Here is an 18,937-nt window from a genome sequence, read left to right on the forward strand (position 1 = left end):
TGTCAAAGTACAATTTTTGTTCTATCATAGAGCATAATAAAGAATAAATAGGTGTTGCAGCTAGACAACACCGATTCTGTACCAAGCAAGATTATCGGGCTTTCCAGCTTGAAATTGAATCCTGTTGTACAATTGTGTATATATCATGAAAAACTGTATCCCGGATCGTACCGTGTGTGAATTCGTTCCTTTTAGTAAAGAATGAACATGAACGCAGCAAGAGCGAGCTCCGAGTGTTTTTTACTTTGCAGTGCAACTACAGAAGGAACAATAACATCATGACAAACCAAGTCGGCATTGATATGAACAGCGATTCGGACTCCGACGATCTGCTTCAGTACAACCCAAACAGACTGCTCGATACCCTGATCGAAAACCTGCGCCTGAAAAACGACGCAGCCTTGTCCCGCGCGCTGGAAGTGGCGCCACCGGTCATCAGTAAAATCCGCCACCATCGCCTGCCGGTCGGCGCATCGCTGCTGATCCGCATGCACGAAGTCAGCGACCTGAGCATCCGCGACCTGCGTTACCTGATGGGTGACCGTCGTAACAAATTCCGCATCAGCGACAAGCAATTCAAGCCAAAAGAAGGCGAAACGCCACAAGGCTGATCCTGCCAGTTTCGCAGGTTTTCCCTCCCCGCCATGGGGAGGGGGTATTTCCAGCAGTTCTCAGGCCGTTCTGGTCGACATTAAACTATCAAGCAGGAAACACACCAGTAGATAAGTAGCGGTCGCCACGGTCGCACACGACGAACACGATCGTCGCGTTTTCCACCGTTTGCGAGATGCGCAGCGCGATTTCGCAGGCGCCGGCAGCCGAGATGCCGCAGAACAAGCCTTCTTCCGCCGCCAGGCTGCGCGCCATGCGTTCGGCCACGCCCTGGCTCACATATTCCACCTGGTCCACGCGCGACTTGTCGTATATTTTCGGCAAGTACGCTTCCGGCCACTTGCGAATGCCGGGAATCTGCGAACCTTCCTCGGGCTGGGCGCCGATGATCTGGATGGCGGGATTCTGTTCCTTCAAATAGCGCGACACGCCCATGATGGTGCCCGTCGTGCCCATGGCGCTGACGAAATGCGTGACGCGCCCTTCCGTGTCGCGCCAGATTTCCGGTCCCGTGCTTTCATAGTGGGCGCGCGAATTGTCTTCGTTGGCGAACTGGTCGAGGATCACGCCGCGGCCATCCTTCTGCATCTGCTCGGCCAGGTCGCGCGCATATTCCATGCCGCCCGTCTTCGGCGTCAATAAAATGTCGGCGCCGTAAGCGGCCATGCTCTGGCGGCGCTCCACGCTGAGGTTGTCGGGCATCAGCAGCAGCATCTTGTAGCCGCGCAAGGCGGCCGCCATGGCCAGCGCGATGCCCGTATTGCCACTGGTCGCCTCGATCAGGGTATCGCCCGGCTTGATGACGCCGCGCTCTTCAGCGCGCTTGAGCATCGACATGGCCGCGCGGTCCTTCACGGAGCCAGCCGGATTATTGCCCTCCAGCTTGCCCAGGATGACGTTGTTGCGCGCAAGCGCATCGGCACCCGGCAAGCGCGTCAGCTGCACCAGCGGGGTATTGCCTATCGTATCTTCAAGTGTCTTGTAAGCCATCGTGTCTGTTTGAGTAGATTCAACAAAGACCCATTCTAATATGAGATGCTGGACGGCGTATCGCCGATCGGCGGCGGCATCCGGGCTTGCGTGCGCGTCCGGCTGCGCCGCCCCATGCCGCATGGCGCCTGCCGCGCCGCCATTTCCGGGCGTGCACAAGGGGTATTGCGGCAGGCGCGCGCCGCATGCGCTAGACTCGTCACTGTTAGTTATTTTTGTTATTTGCTTATTCAGCCTCCGAACGGACTCGCCATGGCCAGCAGCACACCTGAATTCATTCCCGAAACGACGCAGGACGATCCCGTCCAGTTCGCCACGCTCGACTTGCATGGCCGCAGCCACCAGATCTCGCCCGTCTTCAATGCGCCCGAACTGCAGCGCTTGCAGCGCTATGGCACGCGCCATCACTTTGCCGATGGCGAGACGCTGTTCGAGGCGGGCAGCAGCAGCTTCGGCATGCTGGTGATACTGTCCGGACGGGTCAGCATCAAGCGCCACGAGGTCATGGGACAGGCGTCCGTACTGCGTGAAGTGGGCGTCGGCCACTTCATTGCCGAGGTAGCGCAATTGTCCGGCCGCCCCACCCTCGTCAACGGCAGCGCCGTGGGCGCCGTGGAGTTGCTCGACATCAGCTCGGAATCCTTGCGCGCGCTGATCGTGGCCGAGGCGGAAATGGGCGAACGCATCGTGCGCGCCCTGATCCTGCGCCGCGTGGCGCTGATCGAATCGAATTCGGGCGGCCCCGTGCTGGTGGGGCCGCGCGGCAATGGCAATCTGTTCCACTTGCAAAGTTTTCTGTCGAGCAATGGCCACCCGCACACGGTGCTCGATCCGGCCACCGATGCGGCCGCCGCCGCGCTGGCCGAGCGCTACCGGCCCACGCCGCAGGAATGGCCGCTGGTCGTCTGCCCTGACGGCAAGATCATGAAAAATCCCGGCAATGCGGAACTGGGACGCTGCCTGGGCATGCTGCCCGATTTGTCCGGCGACAAGATCTTCGACGTGCTGGTGGTGGGCGCCGGACCGGCCGGACTGGCCACGGCCGTGTATGCGGCATCCGAAGGTTTATCGGTCCTGGCGCTGGAGCAACGCGCGTACGGCGGCCAGGCGGGCGCCAGTGCGCGCATCGAAAATTACCTGGGCTTTCCTACCGGGATTTCCGGCCGCGCCCTGGCGGGGCGCGCCTATGTGCAGGCGCAAAAGTTCGGCGTCGAGATCGCCACCCCGGCCAGCGCCGCCAACCTGCTGTGCGATACGTGGCCGCTGCGCGTCAATCTGTGCGACGGCACGCAGGTGCGCGCCCGCACGGTGGTACTGTCGTGCGGCGCGCGCTACCGCCGCCCGTCGCTGGCCAACCTGAAAACGTATGAGGGACGGGGCGTGTATTACTGGGCCTCGCCCATCGAAGCCAAGCTGTGCCGGCAGGAAGAGATCATCCTCGTTGGCGGCGGCAATTCGGCCGGCCAGGCGGCCGTGTTTCTGTCCGGCCACGCCGCAAAAGTCCACATGGTGATCCGCGGCGACGGACTGGCGGCCAGCATGTCGAGCTACCTGATCGAACGCATCGCCGCCACGCCCAACATCACCTTGCACACGCACACGGAAATCATCGCCCTCGAAGGCGACGACGATGGCTTGACGGAAGTGCGCTGGCGTAACAACCGCACGGGCGAGGAAGCCGATTGCGCCGTGCGCCGCGTGTTTCTTTTCGTCGGCGCCGATCCGAACACGGACTGGCTGCACGACTGCGCCGTGGCGGTCGACGAACAGGGCTTTATCCGCACGGGCTTCGAGGTCACGCGCGCCGAATGCCGCGCCCATGGCCACGGAGTGTATCCACCCGACTTGCCCGACCGGGCCGCGCTGGAAACGAGCGTGCCGGGCGTGTTCGCCATCGGCGACGTGCGGGCCGGCTCCACCAAGCGCGTGGCCGCCGCCGTCGGCGAAGGGGCGGCCGTCGTTTCCCAGATTCACGGCTTTCTTGCGCGCCTGCCCGTCAACAGCGCCTAACGCAAGGGCATGGGATACGTGGCCACGCTGACATTGCCGTCACGGTCGATGGCCTGGACGCCAAAGAAATAGTTGTCTTTCGACAGCTTGACCCTGGCTTCGGTGACATTGCCCACGTCTTGCGCGCCCTGCCACTGGTCGGCCGTCGTGGCGCGCCAGACGATGCGGTAGCCGGCCAGGTCCGGTTCCGTATTCGGCTGCCACACCAGTGAGGTGGCGTTTTCCAGCTGGGCCGTGCGCACCTGCACGCCGGCGGGCGCGGCCGGCGCCAGGGCCAGCGACGCGAGCGCCGCCGCATTCACACGCGCCACTTTCGCCACATACTCATAGTCGACGAATTGCGGCAGGTCGCCATACTGCACGCCATTCTCCACGCGCACGTCCTGGTGCTGATGGGCAAAATCCTCGTGCGGCTCCGTGAAGCGCAGCGCCGCATAGCCTTGCGCGAGGAAGGGCATGTGGTCGCCGCCGCGCAGGTAGCGGTCGGCGCGCTGGATGACGTTGACCGTAAAGCCGGGCACATAGCGCTCGCCCACCTGTTTCACGTGACGCGCCAGCTGGCGCGAGATGGAATCGTTTTCGCCGCCCGTCGCCACCAGGGCGCGCACGCCGTCGCTCATTTCCTTCACGGCCGGGATGCCTTCGGCAAACAGGCGCACCTGGCCGCCATCGACCGTGCCGTCTTCCGCGCGCGAACTGCCGATGATGTCGTTGTTGAGCATGCCGGCGATGTTGAGCTTGTTCAACTTAGCCTGCTGCGCCCAGTGACCGGAACCCAGCAAACCCTGCTCCTCGGCCGCCACGGCCATGAAAACGATGGTGGCGTCGAAGCGGTGGCGCGCCATCGCGCAAGCCATTTCGATCACGGCCGCCGTGCCGGACGCGTCGTCGTTGGCGCCGGGCGCGTCGCCCTGCGCATCCATCACGTCGGTGGCGCGCGAATCGTAATGGCCGCTGACGACATAGATGCGCCCGGCCGACTGCGGCTGGCTGCCCGGCAAGGTCGCCACCACGTTGACGATGTCCGTCGGCCGCGCAATGCGCTTCGACACAGGCGCGACATGGCTGTCGAACGCCACTTGCAGACGCCCGCCCGCCTGCGCGCCGCAGCGCTCCAGCTCGGCCTTGATCCAGCGCCGGGCCGCGCCGATGCCGCGCGTGTCGGACACGGTATCGGACATCGTGTGGCGCGTCTGAAAGCCCACCAGCTTGCGCACATACGCCTCGATGCGCTGCGGCGAAATATCAGCCAGCACCTGCCGTATCTGCTGCTGCGCCGGTTCGGCGCCGGGCGCCGCCGCCACGCTCGCCGACAGCATGGCTGCCGTCATTGCCGTCAAAATCCGTACCATGCCTGCATCCCCCGATGAGTGATTGAGCTGGCCATTCTCGCATTTTTGACGACGGGCAAGGATGTTCCAGGATGAAAATCGTGCATTATAGAAACTGCTACAATCGGCCACTGCCCCGCTCACGAAAGACACCGCATGCGCCTGACCGCCCTTCATCCCGTACGCCGCAGCCTCAACCTGCGCGCGGTCCGCTGACGGTGCGCCGCATGCTCGTCAAATTGCTGTTGCTGGCCACCTTGTTTGCCGTGCTCAGCATTGCCGCCCTGTACAGCTACGGGCGTTTCGCCGAACGCTCGCTGGGGGCGCCAGGCACGGCCTTGCCCGTGGCGCTGGACGCCACCCTGCTCGACCGCGTACTGGCGCCGCAACTGGCGCAACGTCCCGGCCACAGCGGCACGGCCCTGATCGATGACAATCTGGAAGCGTTCGCCCTGCGCGCCCTGAGCGCGCGCGAAGCGGGCCGCAGCCTCGACCTGCAATACTACATCTGGCATAACGACGTGACGGGACGCCTGCTGGTGCGCGAATTGCTGCGCGCGGCCGACCGCGGCGTACGCGTGCGCGTGCTGCTCGACGATATCAACGCGCGCGGCCAAGACGCCGCCATCCTCGCGCTCGACAGCCATCCGCTGATCGACGTGCGCATCTTCAATCCGGGCCGCAACCGCGACGGCATCTGGATGCGCGCCGTGGAAATGGCCTTGCGCGCCGTCAGCCTGAACCGGCGCATGCACAACAAGGCCTGGATCGTCGACGGCCGGGTCGCCCTCGTCGGCGGGCGCAATATCGGCGATGAATACTTCGATGCCGCCGAGCAAGTCAATTTCCAGGATGCCGACCTGCTGCTGGTGGGTCCGGCCGTGCGGCAGACGAGCGACATCTTCGACCGCTTCTGGAACAGCCGCGCCGTCATCCCCATCGGCGCCTTGCACGAAGGCAAGGACGCGGGCGCGGCTGAACTGCAGGCCGTGCGCGCCCGCCTCGACGCGCTCACGGGCGAACTGGGCGCCTCGCCCTACCTGCGCCAGCTGACCGATGCGGGCCAGCTGCAGGCCCACCTCGATGGCCGCGTGCGCCTGCACTGGAGCGACCAGGTGCAGGTGCTGTCGGACCCGCCGGAAAAAGCCGCGCCCGTGGCCAGTTTGCAGCGCAGCGAGCACTGGCTGATGCACAGCTTGCTGCCCCTGCTGACGGACGCCCGCGCGGAAGCGCTGCTGACCTCACCCTATTTTGTTCCCGGCACGGAACTGACACACACCCTGGGCGACAAGGTCGCGGCCGGCGTCAAGGTCCAGGTGCTGACCAACTCGCTGGCCGCCACCGACGTGGCCCTCGTGCATGCGGGCTACGCGCGCTACCGCGAGGCGCTGCTGGGCGGCGGTGTCGAACTGTTTGAATTGAAGACCCAGCACCGCAAGCGCATCAGCCTGATGGGGTCGAGCCGCGCCAGCCTGCACACCAAGGCCGTAGTGGTGGATGGCAAGCGGGGCTTCGTTGGCTCTTTCAACCTCGACCCGCGCTCGGCCCAGCTGAACACGGAAATGGGCGTGCTGTTCGACGACGCCGCGCTGGCGGCCGACATGCGCACGCTATTCCTGCACTCGACGGCGAGCGACACCAGCTACCGCTTGTTCCTCGATAATGGCGCCCTGCGCTGGTCCGACGCCACTGAAGTACCCGCCAAAGTGTGGACGCAAGACCCGGAAACGGGCTTCTGGCGCCGCATGCTGGTGTCCGTGATGCGCCGGCTGCCGATCGAGTCGCAGCTGTAAGCGTGCATGGCATATAAAAACTTTAATCCTGACAAGATTACCATTTAAAAATATTTGTTGTTTTCGAGACATGTTAGATGCCGTTTTGCCAAACGCTGCTATAATCGCGTCAACAAGACACCACCGCTGTCTCTGAAGTACCTTCTCGCCCCTTCCGCGATTGAATCGAACGTTGGCCAAAAGCTCGCCGACAGACTGCAACACTACCCTGTCACTTTTGGAGCTTTATCATGCGTAAAACATCTGCATTGCTGGCGCTGGCCGCCGCTTCCCTGTGCGTCACTGCCGCCCAGGCCGCCACCACCAACCTGGTCAAGAATGGCGATTTCGAACTGACCAGCAATGGCACTTCGAAACAGCTGAACGAAGGCAACTACGCCCGCGACGACCGCACCTACCTGACCGACTGGTCCAGCAAGGGCTACAACTTCGTCTTGAACGGCAACAACATCGACGACACCAACGCCAAGACGGCGCTGGCCTTGTGGGGCCCGAACTCCTACAGCGGCCGCGGCCCGCAAAACGGCCTGGGCGTCAGTCCCACGGGCGGCAATGTGCTGGCGGCCGACTGGGATTATTTCCCGGGTCCCGTCACGCAACTGGTCAGCGGCCTCGTCGCAGGCCAGGCGTACACCCTGAGCTTTTCGTATGGCGCAGGCCAGCAAGTGGGCTTCCGCGGCGACAACCTGGTCAATTACTGGGACGTTGCGCTGGGCAACAGCAAGCAGCAAACGGCCTCGCTCGCCAACGTCAGCCAGGGTTTCACGGGCTGGCACCAGACCAGCATGACCTTCACGGCCGCGAACAGCAGCGAATTGCTGTCGTTCATGGCCAAGGGCAGCCCGACGGGCGCGCCACCGTTCATGCTGCTCGATGGCGTGTCGCTGGTGTCGGCCGTGCCGGAACCGTCGACCTGGGGCATGCTGATCGGCGGCCTGGGCTTGCTGGGCTTTATGGCGCGCCGTCGCAAGGCTGCCGTCGCGGCCTGAGACAGCAACACTGCTTACTGCTTGATGGAATAAAATGAGCCTGCTGCACACCTTGCAAACCCAGCTGCCCGGCATCGTCATCGACGTGCTGCGCCTGAGCCTGTGGCTGGTGTTGCTGGCTGTGCTCTTCGTACCGCTCGAGCGCTTCTTTGGCAAACGCCATGCGGGGCGCTCGCGTGCGGAACTGTTCAGCGACCTGGGCTTTTATTTCATCAGCAGCCTGCTGCCGGCCGCCTTGCTGGCCGTGCCGCTGGCCCTGGTCGCCATCGCTGGCCAGCGCTTGCTGCCGGACGCCATACCCGCCACCCTGTCTGCCCTGCCCCTTTGGGGCAAGCTGCTGCTGGGCTTGCTGATCGGCGAAGTCGGCACTTACTGGGGACATCGACTCAGCCATGAAATTCCATGGCTGTGGCGCTACCACGCAGTACACCACAGCACGGAACAGCTGTATTTCCTCGCCAATACCCGCACCCATCCGGTCGACATGGTCGTCACGCGCCTGTTCGGCCTGACACCTTTGTATCTGCTGGGCCTGGCAGGACCCGGTGCGGCGGGCAGCGCCGCACCCGTGCTGCTGTTGCTGATCGCTACCTTCTGGGGCTTCTTCATCCACGCCAACCTGCGCTGGCGCTTCGGCCCGCTGGAATGGCTGGTGGCCACGCCCGCCTTCCACCACTGGCACCACAGCAAGTTCGAGCACATCAACCGCAACTACGCTTCCACCTTACCCGTGCTGGACCGGCTGTTCGGCACCTATCACCTGCCGCGCGCCTGGCCGGCCGCCTGCGGCATCGAAGCGCCCATGCCGAAGACGCTGACGGGCCAACTGGCGGCGCCGTTCCGGCGTACCGGCAAGCGGGAAGTCCAGGCTGCAGAATAAAAAAAAACCCGCGCGGCCGGTACCGCGCGGGGTTTTCTTCTCGTGCTGCGCGGCACCACCACGCAGTACACCTTACAGCAACACGTTTACTTTTTCTCGGCTTCGGCCTTCTTCGCATCGGCCGCAGCCAGCTTGGCTTCCTTCTTCGCAGCCGCTTCCGCAGCCTTGGCTTCTTTCTTGGCGGCCGTTGCCGCTTTCTTTGCAGCAGCGGCTTCCTTCTTCGTTTCGGCCGCCGTTTTCACGGGGACGGCATCGGCGGCGGCTGGCGCGGTAGCGGCGGCAGGCACGACCTTGGCGGCTGCTGCTTCTTTCTTGGCGGCGGCAGCGGCGGCCTTGGCTTCTTTCTTGGCAGCAGCAGCTTCTTTCTTCGTTTCAGCGGCTGTCTTGGCTGGCGCCGCAGCGGTGTCGGTCACAGCAGCTGGCTTCGGTGCGGCTTCTTTCGCTGCAACTTCCTTCACAGCAGCTTCCTTTTTTGCCGGAGCGGCTTTCGGCGCCGGAGCGGGCGCCGCCGGCGCGCCGGACTTGGCCTGGCCGTTCACTTGCAAGCCCGCTTCCGACAGCTTCACGGAACTTTTCGGACCGATGCCCTTCACGCGGGTTTCGAAATCGGCCCAATCCTTGAAGGCGCCGCCCTTGGCACGTTCATCGATGATGGCTTTCGACGTGACGGGGCCGATGCCCTTGACGCTGTCGAGTGCCGCCTGGTCCGCCTTGTTGACGTCGACCTGGGCAAAGGCAAAGCCCATCGTCGCGATCAAGGTGGCGATGGCCAGCAGTATTTTTTTGAACATGGGTATCTCTCCGTGATGTGGTTTCAAGATGACTCGAACGCAAGGGAAGAGCAGCGCCTTAACGGCTTTAACGGCTGTGGCGTGATACGGTTGACAAGACTGGACAGCGGAAGAACGGGAAGACCTGCGCCAGATCAAACGTTCTGACGCAGGTGAGATGCGGAATACAACGGCATAGTTACTGCGGGAACAGCTCGTCGCGGGTGACGGTGGCCGTGCCCAGCTTGCCGACGACGATGCCGCCGGCCCGGTTGGCCGTGCGCACGGCTTCGCCCAGGCCCATGCCGGCGCCCAGCATGGCCGCCATGGTGGCGATCACCGTGTCGCCGGCGCCCGAGACGTCGAACACTTCGCGCGCATCGGTGGGCATGTGCAGCACTTCATCGGCAGTGTACAAGCTCATGCCTTCTTCGGAACGGGTCAGCAGCAAGGCATCGAGGCCCAGCTGGGCACGCATCTGCTGCGCGCGTTCCGTGAGTTGCTCTTCCGTGTTCCAGTTACCGATCACGCGGCGCAGTTCCGATTTATTCGGAGTGAGCACTGACGCGCCCGTATAGCGGCTGAAATCATCGCCTTTCGGATCGACCATGACGATCTTGCCGGCGGCACGGGCCGCCTTGATCATCTCGGCCACGTTCACCAGGCTGCCCTTGGCGTAATCCGACAGGATCACCACATCGTAGTGCGGCAACAGGGCATTGAATTGCTTGAGCTTGTCGCGCAGCACCGTATCGCTGGGCGCATCCTCGAAATCGATGCGCAGCATCTGCTGCTGGCGGCCGATCACGCGCAACTTGATGATGGTGGAAATGGCCGCATCGCGCTGCAGATAGCTGTGAATGCCGCCGCCCTCGAGCAGGCGTTCGACCTGGCTGCCGGCCTCGTCGTCGCCGACCACGCCCAGCAAGCTCGTCTTCGCTCCCAGCGCGGCCGCGTTGCGCGCCACGTTGGCCGCGCCGCCCAGGCGCTCCTCGCGCTTCTCGATGCGCACGATGGGCACGGGCGCTTCCGGCGAAATACGGCTGACGTCGCCGAACCAGTAGCGGTCCAGCATCACATCGCCCACCACCAGCAGGCGTACCTGGGCCAATGCGGCCGGCGCCGTCAAGGCGACCACCTCTTGGGCGCTCATGCGCGCGTCAGGATCGAGCGACCGATCCCGTGGTATTCGATGCCGTTCTCGGCCATGACGGCCGGCTCGAACAAATTGCGTCCGTCAAAGATCACGGCCTGCTTCAGGCGCGCCTTGACCTGTTCGAAGTCGGGGCTGCGGAAGGCTTTCCATTCGGTCACAATGACCAGTGCGTCGGCGTCCTGCAGCGCATCCTTCGAACTGTCGGCAAAACGCACCTTCGCCAATTGCTCCGGCGTCAAGTCCAGCTGCAGCACCCGCTTGGCTTCAGGCATGGCGACGGGATCGTACACGGCCACCGTGGCGCCGCGCGCCAGCAAGTCGGCCAGCAGCACGCGGGCCGACGCTTCGCGCATGTCGTCCGTATTCGGCTTGAAGGCCAGTCCCCACACGGCGAAATGCCGGCCCGTCAGATCTTCGCCGAAGCGAGTGACCACTTTGCGTCCCAGCACCTGCTTCTGCTGGTCGTTGACGGCTTCGACGGCGCGCAGGATCAGCAATTCCTGGCCGTGGCCGCGCGCGGTGCGCTCGAGCGCCTGCACGTCTTTCGGGAAACATGAACCGCCATAGCCGCAACCGGCGTACAGGAAGCTGTAGCCGATGCGCGGGTCGGAGCCGATGCCGTGGCGCACGGCTTCGATGTCGACGCCGACCTTGTCGGCCAGGTTCGCCAGTTCATTCATGAACGAGATGCGCGTGGCCAGCATGGCGTTCGCCGCATACTTCGTGAATTCGGCCGAGCGCACGTCCATCCAGTAAGTGCGTTCGTGGTTGCGGTTGAACGGCGCGTACAGGCTTTTCAGCAGTTCGCGCGCGCGCTCGCCATCCGGCGTGGCGTCGACGCCGATGACGATGCGGTCGGGGCGCATGAAGTCTTCGACGGCCGCGCCTTCCTTGAGGAATTCCGGGTTCGACGCGACCGAGAACGTGGCGGCCACGCCGCGCGCATCGAGTTCGCCCTGGATGGCGGCGCGCACTTTTTCAGCCGTGCCGACGGGCACGGTGGACTTGTCGACGATGACCTTGAAGTCCGTCATGTACTTGCCGATGCCGCGCGCGGCGGCCAGCACGTATTGCAGGTCGGCCGAGCCGTCTTCATCGGGCGGCGTGCCGACGGCGATGAATTGCATCACGCCGTGCGCGGCCGCCGCTTCAATGTCGGTGGAAAAGGTCATGCGCCCGGCGGCGCGGTTGCGCGCCACGACTTCTTCCAGGCCCGGTTCATGGATGGGAATGCCGCCGCTGTTGAGCAAGGCGACCTTCTGTGCGTCCAGGTCGAGGCAAAAGACGTCGTTGCCCAGTTCCGCCAGGCAGGCGCCGGTCACGAGGCCAACATAGCCGGTGCCGATAATAGTGATTTTCATGGATGTACCGTATGGATAAAAAGCAGGTCTTACATAGAAGTACACGCCACATTGCTCAGGACAAGGTGACGTGTACGAATCAGTTCATGACATTGAGTTCTTCTGTGCGGCGTGGTGGGTAAGTCTCCCACTTGTTGCAGCCAGGGCAGTGCCAGTAGAACTGGCGCGCCTTGAAGCCGCAGTGGCTGCACTGGTAGCGGGCCAGCTTCTGCGTGTAGCCGTGCACGAGGTTTTTCACCATCGACAGCTCCGACCAGATGGCGGCCGGCGCATCCATCATGCGCGCTTCCAGCAGTTTATCGAGGCCCAGCAGGGTCGGCGTGCGGCGCAGCTCGGCGCTGACCAGCTGCTTAGCCGCTTCCACGCCGTCGAGTTCGATGACGGCCTTGAAGACGACCTCGATCAGGTCGATCGACGACGCCTCTTCCAGGTAGGAGCGCAGCAGGTTGACGCCTTCCTGTGGACGGCCCAGCTTGGTGTAGCCATCCATCAGGCGCTGCGCCACCAGGGCCACGTGGGGCACGCTTTGCTGCTCCACGCGGCGCCACGTGGTCAGCGCGCCTTCCACGTCGCCGCGCGCCAGCAGCACGTCGCCCGTCAGGATGGTGGCGCGCACGCTCTTGCGGTCCGTCTGCAGGGCTTTTTCCAGCAGCGGCATGGCGTCGTCCGGCTTCATGTGCACCAGCGCGTCATGCGCCAGTTCGCAATAGAACTGGGCGATTTCCTTCTGGCGCGCGCCGGCGCCCGACTCCTGCAAGCCCACTGCCGCTTCGATGGCGCGTGGCCATTCCTTTTCGCGCTGGTAGATTTCCAGCAGCGCGCGGCGCGCCTGGGCCGCATATTGTGTGTCGATCAGGCTGTTGAAGGTTTCTTCGGCGCGGTCCAGCAAGCCCGCCTTCAGGTAATCCATGCCCAGCTCATAGGCGGCGTGGCCCTGCTGCTCCAGCGGCAGGTCCGGGCGCGCCAGCAAGTTCTGGTGCACGCGGATGGCACGCTCCGTTTCGCCGCGGCGGCGGAACAAATTGCCCAGCGCAAAGTGCATATCGGCCGATTCCGGGTCCAGCTTGACGACTTCGATGAAGGCGTCGATGGCCTTGTCATGCTGCTCATTGAGCAGAAAATTCAAGCCCTTGAAATAATTGCGCGGCAGGCTGCGCGATTCGGACACCAGTTGATGAATGTCCACACGCGCGGCAATCCAGCCCAGCGCGAAAAACATCGGGATACCCAAGAGCCACCAGAGTTCAAAATCCATGCGATTGTTTTTATTCGAGTAAGAGAGATAGGAGCGACGGCGGCGCTTACTGCGCGCTCACGCTGTCCGGTTGCGGCTGGACATTGCTGGCCACGCCAACGGTCTGCAGCGCGGCAATGGTGGTTTTTTGCTTGGTCGCTTCGCGGCGGTGACGGAACACGGTCGGCGTCAGGGCCAATACGCCCAGGCTTGCGCCAGCGACAAAAAAGCCCAGCAGCATCAGGACCAGGGGGCCGCGAATTTCATAATTGAGGAAAACATGCAGGTCGACAACCTGCGCATTCTTCAGCGCAAAACTGAAGAACAGGACGAAAAGAACACAGCCAACGATGGTGGAGATGATTTTCATCGATACGCCCAGAAAGTACAAAAAATGCCGTATGGCACAACCTCGGAATGCCTGGCAGAAGCGTAGCGAGCGTCAGTGAGGCTCGGCGCCCCCTTGTGGCCAAGAAGCGCAACCGTACTGAAGTACGGTGAGCATCGCAGGCCGCAAAGCGCGACGCGCAGTAGCTTATGTCAGGTATTCTCAGCATATTAACAAAAAAAAGCGGCATCCAAGGACGCCGCTTTCTATGTCGCCTTCCAGCAGACGATTAATCCTCGATGATCGGTTGCCCGACCATCGCGTCCACGCGCTCGCGCAACTGTTTGCCCGGTTTGAAGTGGGGCACCCGTTTTTCGGGAACCATCACCTTGTCGCCGGATTTCGGGTTGCGGCCGATGCGCGGGGGCCTGCTGTTCAGGGCAAAACTGCCAAAACCGCGGATCTCGATACGCTGACCGGTCGCCAGGGCGTTGGTCATCGCATCGAGAATGGTCTTGACGGCATACTCCGCATCTTTCGCCACCAGCTGAGAATAACGCTCAGCGAGGCGGTTGATCAGCTCGGACTTTGTCATCTGCCGTATCCGCAGTCTTAGTTCTTGTTATCGAACTTGGCTTTCAACAAGGCGCCCAGGCTGGTGGTGCCCGAAGCTGCGTTGTTGTCGGTAGCTGCCATCTTCTGCATGGCTTCCTGGGTTTCAACGTTGTCTTTCGCTTTGATCGACAGTTGGATGCCACGGGCTTTGCGGTCGATGTTCAGCACCATTGCTTCAACGGTGTCGCCGACTTTCAGGTGCGTACCAGCATCTTCAACGCGGTCGCGCGAGATTTCGGAAGCGCGCAGGTAGCCTTCAACTTCTTCGGACAGTTGGATCACGGCGCCTTTAGGCTCAACCGATTTAACGGTACCGGTTACCAGCGAGCCTTTGTCGTTCATGGCTGCGAAGTTGTTGAATGGGTCACCTTCCAGTTGCTTGACGCCCAGGGAAACGCGCTCGCGCTCAACGTCGATGGCCAGAACGATGGCTTCCAGTTCGTCACCTTTCTTGAAGCGACGCACGGCTTCTTCGCCGGTTTCGGTCCAGGACAGGTCGGACAGGTGCACCAGACCGTCGATGTTGCCGGCCAGGCCGATGAACACGCCGAAGTCGGTGATCGATTTGATCGCGCCGCGGACTTTATCGCCCTTCTTGTGGGTAACGCCAAAGTCATCCCAAGGGTTGGCTTTGCACTGTTTCATACCCAGCGAGATACGACGACGCTCTTCGTCGATTTCCAGAACCATTACTTCTACTTCGTCGCCCAGTTGGACAACTTTGTTAGGAGCAACGTTTTTGTTCGTCCAGTCCATTTCGGAAACGTGTACCAGACCTTCGATACCCTGTTCCACTTCAACGAACGCGCCGTAGTCGGTCAGGTTCGTTACTTTACCGAACAGACGGGTGCTTTGTGGGTAACGACGGGACAGACCGGTCCAAGGATCGTCGCCCAGTTGTTTCACGCCCAGCGAAACACGGTTTTTCTCTTGATCGTATTTCAAGACTTTGGCGGTGATTTCCTGGCCAACCGTCAGTACTTCCGACGGGTGACGTACACGGCGCCATGCCAGGTCGGTGATGTGCAGCAGGCCATCGATACCGCCCAGATCCACGAACGCGCCGTAGTCGGTGATATTTTTGACGACGCCGGTCACGACCGTGCCTTCTTTCAGCGTTTCCATCAGTTTCTGACGCTCTTCGCCCATCGAAGCTTCGATGACGGCGCGGCGGGACAGAACCACGTTGTTACGCTTGCGATCCAGCTTGATCACTTTGAATTCGAGGGTTTTGCCTTCGAATGGGGTCGTGTCTTTGACAGGACGGGTATCAACCAGCGAGCCCGGCAGGAATGCGCGGATGCCGTTGGTCAACACGGTCAGACCGCCTTTGACTTTACCATTGACGGTACCGACGACGATTTCGCCCGATTCCATCGCTTTTTCCAGAGCCAGCCACGAAGCCAGACGCTTGGCTTTATCGCGCGACAGGATGGTATCGCCGAAACCGTTTTCCAGCGATTCGATCGCCACGGAAACGAAGTCACCAACTTTGACTTCCAGTTCGCCGTGGTCGTTCTTGAATTCTTCGACAGGGATGAATGCTTCGGATTTGAGGCCAGCGTTCACGATCACGAAATTGTGGTCGAGGCGCACGACTTCAGCGGAAATAACTTCGCCGGAGCGCATATCTTGACGCGACAACGATTCCTCGAAGAGCGCAGCAAAACTTTCCATACCGGTAGATTCGTTAGTTGTAACAGTAGACATAGGGTTCACACAGGTTATCCAGCAGAGATCGCACGATGCGACTTAAACTGGGTTAGGTTTTTGACACACCCGGACAGGCCAGGAGCCGTCAACGGGCACCACATAGCATAGAAATCACACTATTTTGCTGCGGCGGCATACCATTTCAACACGGTTTCGACGGCAACATCTGCCGTCATTTCCGACGTATCGAGGACATGCGCCCCTTCCGCAGGGACCAGCGGCGCAATCGCACGGTGAGTATCACGTTCGTCCCGCGCCTGCAAATCCATCAGAAGGTCTTCCATATTAGCAGAAAAACCCTTGTCTATCAATTGCTTGTAGCGCCGTTGCGCGCGCGCCTCGACACTGGCCGTCAGGAACACCTTCAATTGGGCGTGCGGGAAGATCACCGTGCCCATGTCGCGCCCGTCGGCCACCAGGCCCGGCGTCTTGCGAAAGCCCAGCTGCAAGCTGACCAGGGCCTGGCGCACCGTTGGCAACACGGCAATTTTCGACGCCGTATTGCCCACTTCTTCGGCACGGATCTGCTCGGTGACGTTTTCCTGCGCCAGCAGAATCTCGCCATTGGCAAAGTGGCAAGGCAAGTGTTCGGCCAGCTTGGCCAGCGCGTGCTCGTCGCGCAAGTCCGTGCCGCGGCGCAGCGCGCTCAAGGCCGTCAGGCGGTACAGCGCGCCCGAGTCCAGGTAATGAAAGCCCAGCTTGTCGGCCACGCGGTGCGCCACCGTGCCCTTGCCGGAAGCGGTGGGGCCGTCGATGGCGATGACTGGGATGTGGGAGGTCGGCATTATTTTGTCACTTTAAAAAAACTAAACCCAAAAACAAGAGCTGGGGTCAGACCCGACGGGTCTGACCCCAAATTTGCCTTCGGTCAAATAAGACTATCTTTGGCAATCCCCGCAAACGCGGCGAAATACTCGGGGAAGGTCTTGGCCACGCATTTCGGGTCGTTGATGCGCATTTCGTTGCCGCGGCGCGCGGCGCCGTCCAGCGAGGCCAGCGAGAAGCACATGGCCATGCGGTGGTCGTCATACGTGTCGATGGTGGCGGCGGCAATTTCGGCCGGCGGCGTCACGCGCAGGTAATCCGCGCCCTCTTCCACTTCGGCGCCGAGTTTGCGCAGCTCCGTCGCCATGGCAGCCAGGCGGTCCGTTTCCTTCACACGCCAGCTGGCGATATTGCGCAAGGTCGAGGTGCCGTCCGCGTACAGGGCGGCGACGGCGATCGTCATGGCCGCGTCGGGAATGTGATTGAAATCCATGTCGACGGCCTTCAGGACGCCGTTCGACCGCGCCTCGATCCAGTTCTCGCCCATGGTGATGGTCGCGCCCATCTGCTGCAAGGCTTCGACGAAGCGCACGTCGCCCTGGATGCTGTCGCGCCCCACGCCTTCCACGCGCACGGGACCGCCGCCGATGGCGCCGGCCGCCAGGAAGTACGAGGCCGACGACGCATCGCCTTCCACGTGGATCGTGCCCGGGCTTTGATATTGCTGGCCCGGCTGCACGGTGAACGACTGCCAGCCGTCATGCTCGACCGTCACGCCGAAGCGGCGCATCAGGTTCAGGGTGATCTCGATGTACGGCTTCGAAATCAGCTCGCCCGTCACGTCGATGGTGACCGCATGGTCGCGCGCCATCAGCGGCGCCACCATCAGGAGGGCCGTCAAGAACTGGCTCGACACGTTGCCGCGCACGGCGATGCGCTGCGCGTGGATGTGGCCGCGGCGGATGCGCAGCGGCGGGAAGCCCTGCTCGCCCGTGTATTCGATCTGCGTGCCGACGGCGTTCAGCGCGTCGACCAGGTCGCCGATCGGACGCTCGTGCATGCGCGACACACCGTGCAGGGTGTAGTCGCCGCCGATGACGGCCAGGGCCGCCGTCAGCGGACGGATGGCCGTGCCGGCGTTGCCCATGAACAGGTCCGCCTCGTGGTGCGGGAACACGCCGCCGCAGCCTTCCACATGGTGCACCTGGTGGGCCGTGGCCGGGTCGCCCGTCAATTCATCCTGCGTCCATTTCACGCCCAGCGACGTCAAGGCCGTCAGCATGACGAAGGTGTCGTCGGAGGCAAGCAGGTCGATGATCTTCGTCGTGCCCTTGGCCAGCGCGGCCAGCAGCAGCACGCGGTTGGAAATGCTTTTCGAGCCGGGCAGGCGCACCGTGCCCTGGGCGTGCATCACCGGCTTCAGATCGATATGGTGGGGGTAGTGCTTGGTCTGGGTCATGCTGGAATCCTTGAGTATTTATCGTGTGGGCGCGGCCGGTATTTCCGCCGTTTCAATCGCCTCGATCCATTGCTGCCGCGCGTGCTGGGCGTTCGCGTACACGCCTTCGATGGCGGCGCCGTCGTTCGCGGCCAGGTGGGCGCGCAAGGTCGTCAACTGCGCCAGGTAGGCGTCCAGTTCGTGCAGCAGCGCCGGCTGGTTGGCCAGGCTGATGTCGCGCCACATTTCCGGCGATGAGCCGGCGATGCGCGTAAAGTCGCGAAAGCCGCTGGCCGCGTATTGGAACAGCAGGCCCGCGTGCGGTTTGTTGGCGATGTCGTCGACCAGCGCAAAGGCCAGCAGATGCGGCAGATGGCTGACGGCGGCAAACACCTTGTCATGTTCTTCGGGGTTCAAGGTATGCAGGATGGCGCCGCAGGCGCGCCACGCGTCCGCCACCCGTTCCACATCAGCCGCGGCGTTTTCCGCCAGCGGCGTGAGCACCACTTTCTTGCCTTGATACAGGTCGATGATGGCGGCGTCGGGACCATTCGTCTCGCGCCCCGCGATCGGGTGGCCGGGCACGAATTGCGCCACCTTGCCACCGAGCGCCGCGCGCGCGGCCGCCACCACGTCGCTTTTCGTGCTGCCCGCATCGGTGACGATGGTGCCCGGCTGCAGATGCGGCGCGATGGACGCCAGGATGGCGCCCGTCTGCGCCACGGGGGCGGCCAGCAGCACCAGGTCGGCGCCATGCAAGGCTTGCGCCAGGTCGCCGCCGATCTCGTCGATGATGCCCAATTCGAGCGCACGCGCCATCGAGGCCGGCGAGCGGCCCATGCCGACCACGGCTCGAACCGCGCCCGCATGTTTCAGGGCGCGCGCGAACGAGCCCCCGATCAGGCCCACGCCAAAGATCACTACCTTGTTCAGTGCAGGCGTCGTCATATCG

General features: G+C 62.6%; 17 protein-coding genes. 5 read left to right on the forward strand and 12 right to left on the reverse strand.

What is annotated here, in order from left to right; all coding sequences use genetic code 11:
• The first annotated feature begins 278 nt into the window (after positions 1–278).
• Entirely contained in the window at positions 279–611 is a 333-nt protein-coding gene (locus tag GYK42_RS11430; protein WP_034751784.1) for a hypothetical protein, read from the forward strand.
• 88 nt (positions 612–699) lie between these two features.
• Here the strand turns inward: GYK42_RS11430 and cysM are convergent, their stop codons facing one another.
• The gene (cysM, locus tag GYK42_RS11435) at positions 700–1,602 is read right to left on the reverse strand and encodes a cysteine synthase CysM (RefSeq protein WP_034751785.1); all 903 of its coding nucleotides are present in this window, start codon (positions 1,600–1,602) and stop codon (positions 700–702) included.
• A 252-nt stretch (positions 1,603–1,854) separates the two neighbouring features.
• Between cysM and GYK42_RS11440 the strand changes: the two genes are divergently transcribed.
• Positions 1,855–3,612: an FAD-dependent oxidoreductase gene (locus tag GYK42_RS11440; protein WP_166447610.1), complete on the forward strand. Its 1,758-nt coding sequence runs from the start codon at positions 1,855–1,857 to the stop codon at positions 3,610–3,612.
• On the opposite strand, the gene GYK42_RS11445 is transcribed toward GYK42_RS11440, so the two are convergent.
• Complete coding sequence (locus GYK42_RS11445) at positions 3,609–4,964, reverse strand: M20/M25/M40 family metallo-hydrolase (RefSeq protein ID WP_166447611.1); 1,356 nt, start codon at positions 4,962–4,964, stop codon at positions 3,609–3,611. The two genes, GYK42_RS11440 and GYK42_RS11445, sit on opposite strands and share 4 nt — an antisense overlap.
• Before the next feature lie 206 nt (positions 4,965–5,170).
• On the opposite strand from GYK42_RS11445, the gene GYK42_RS11450 reads away from it, so the two are divergent.
• From GYK42_RS11450 to GYK42_RS11460, 3 genes are all read left to right on the forward strand, one after another.
• Positions 5,171–6,736, forward strand: coding sequence for a phospholipase D family protein (locus GYK42_RS11450; RefSeq protein WP_166447612.1), 1,566 nt, complete (start codon positions 5,171–5,173; stop codon positions 6,734–6,736).
• Between the two features lie 230 nt (positions 6,737–6,966).
• On the forward strand, positions 6,967–7,725 hold the full coding sequence (locus GYK42_RS11455) for a PEPxxWA-CTERM sorting domain-containing protein (RefSeq protein ID WP_166447613.1): 759 nt from the start codon (positions 6,967–6,969) through the stop codon (positions 7,723–7,725).
• Positions 7,726–7,759: 34 nt separating this feature from the next.
• Positions 7,760–8,605: a sterol desaturase family protein gene (locus tag GYK42_RS11460; RefSeq protein WP_166447614.1), complete on the forward strand. Its 846-nt coding sequence runs from the start codon at positions 7,760–7,762 to the stop codon at positions 8,603–8,605.
• Between the two features lie 86 nt (positions 8,606–8,691).
• Here the strand turns inward: GYK42_RS11460 and GYK42_RS11465 are convergent, their stop codons facing one another.
• The 10 genes from GYK42_RS11465 to GYK42_RS11510 all read right to left on the reverse strand — a co-directional run bounded on the left by GYK42_RS11465 (position 8,692) and on the right by GYK42_RS11510 (position 18,933).
• Complete coding sequence (locus GYK42_RS11465) at positions 8,692–9,396, reverse strand: ComEA family DNA-binding protein (protein ID WP_166447615.1); 705 nt, start codon at positions 9,394–9,396, stop codon at positions 8,692–8,694.
• Positions 9,397–9,574: 178 nt separating this feature from the next.
• The gene (gene rfaE1 / locus GYK42_RS11470) at positions 9,575–10,528 is read right to left on the reverse strand and encodes a D-glycero-beta-D-manno-heptose-7-phosphate kinase (protein ID WP_166447616.1); all 954 of its coding nucleotides are present in this window, start codon (positions 10,526–10,528) and stop codon (positions 9,575–9,577) included.
• Positions 10,525–11,892 (reverse strand): UDP-glucose dehydrogenase family protein, encoded by a 1,368-nt coding sequence (locus tag GYK42_RS11475; RefSeq protein ID WP_166447617.1) that lies wholly within the window; start codon positions 11,890–11,892, stop codon positions 10,525–10,527. The genes rfaE1 and GYK42_RS11475 overlap by 4 nt, the downstream gene beginning before the upstream one ends.
• A gap of 79 nt (positions 11,893–11,971) precedes the next feature.
• Entirely contained in the window at positions 11,972–13,147 is a 1,176-nt protein-coding gene (lapB, locus tag GYK42_RS11480; protein ID WP_034751794.1) for a lipopolysaccharide assembly protein LapB, read from the reverse strand.
• Positions 13,148–13,193: 46 nt separating this feature from the next.
• Positions 13,194–13,496, reverse strand: coding sequence for a LapA family protein (locus GYK42_RS11485; RefSeq protein ID WP_034751796.1), 303 nt, complete (start codon positions 13,494–13,496; stop codon positions 13,194–13,196).
• A 247-nt stretch (positions 13,497–13,743) separates the two neighbouring features.
• Positions 13,744–14,049, reverse strand: coding sequence for an integration host factor subunit beta (locus GYK42_RS11490; protein ID WP_008446215.1), 306 nt, complete (start codon positions 14,047–14,049; stop codon positions 13,744–13,746).
• Between the two features lie 17 nt (positions 14,050–14,066).
• Positions 14,067–15,779, reverse strand: coding sequence for a 30S ribosomal protein S1 (gene rpsA, locus GYK42_RS11495; protein ID WP_071650172.1), 1,713 nt, complete (start codon positions 15,777–15,779; stop codon positions 14,067–14,069).
• A 119-nt stretch (positions 15,780–15,898) separates the two neighbouring features.
• The gene (gene cmk / locus GYK42_RS11500) at positions 15,899–16,567 is read right to left on the reverse strand and encodes a (d)CMP kinase (RefSeq protein WP_046682679.1); all 669 of its coding nucleotides are present in this window, start codon (positions 16,565–16,567) and stop codon (positions 15,899–15,901) included.
• An 83-nt stretch (positions 16,568–16,650) separates the two neighbouring features.
• Complete coding sequence (gene aroA / locus GYK42_RS11505) at positions 16,651–18,006, reverse strand: 3-phosphoshikimate 1-carboxyvinyltransferase (protein WP_166447618.1); 1,356 nt, start codon at positions 18,004–18,006, stop codon at positions 16,651–16,653.
• Positions 18,007–18,024: 18 nt separating this feature from the next.
• On the reverse strand, positions 18,025–18,933 hold the full coding sequence (locus GYK42_RS11510; protein ID WP_205711362.1) for a prephenate dehydrogenase: 909 nt from the start codon (positions 18,931–18,933) through the stop codon (positions 18,025–18,027).
• Between the last annotated feature and the right edge of the window lie 4 nt (positions 18,934–18,937).

The organism is Janthinobacterium lividum, assembly GCF_011601275.1.
Lineage (GTDB): Bacteria > Pseudomonadota > Gammaproteobacteria > Burkholderiales > Burkholderiaceae_D > Janthinobacterium > Janthinobacterium lividum_E.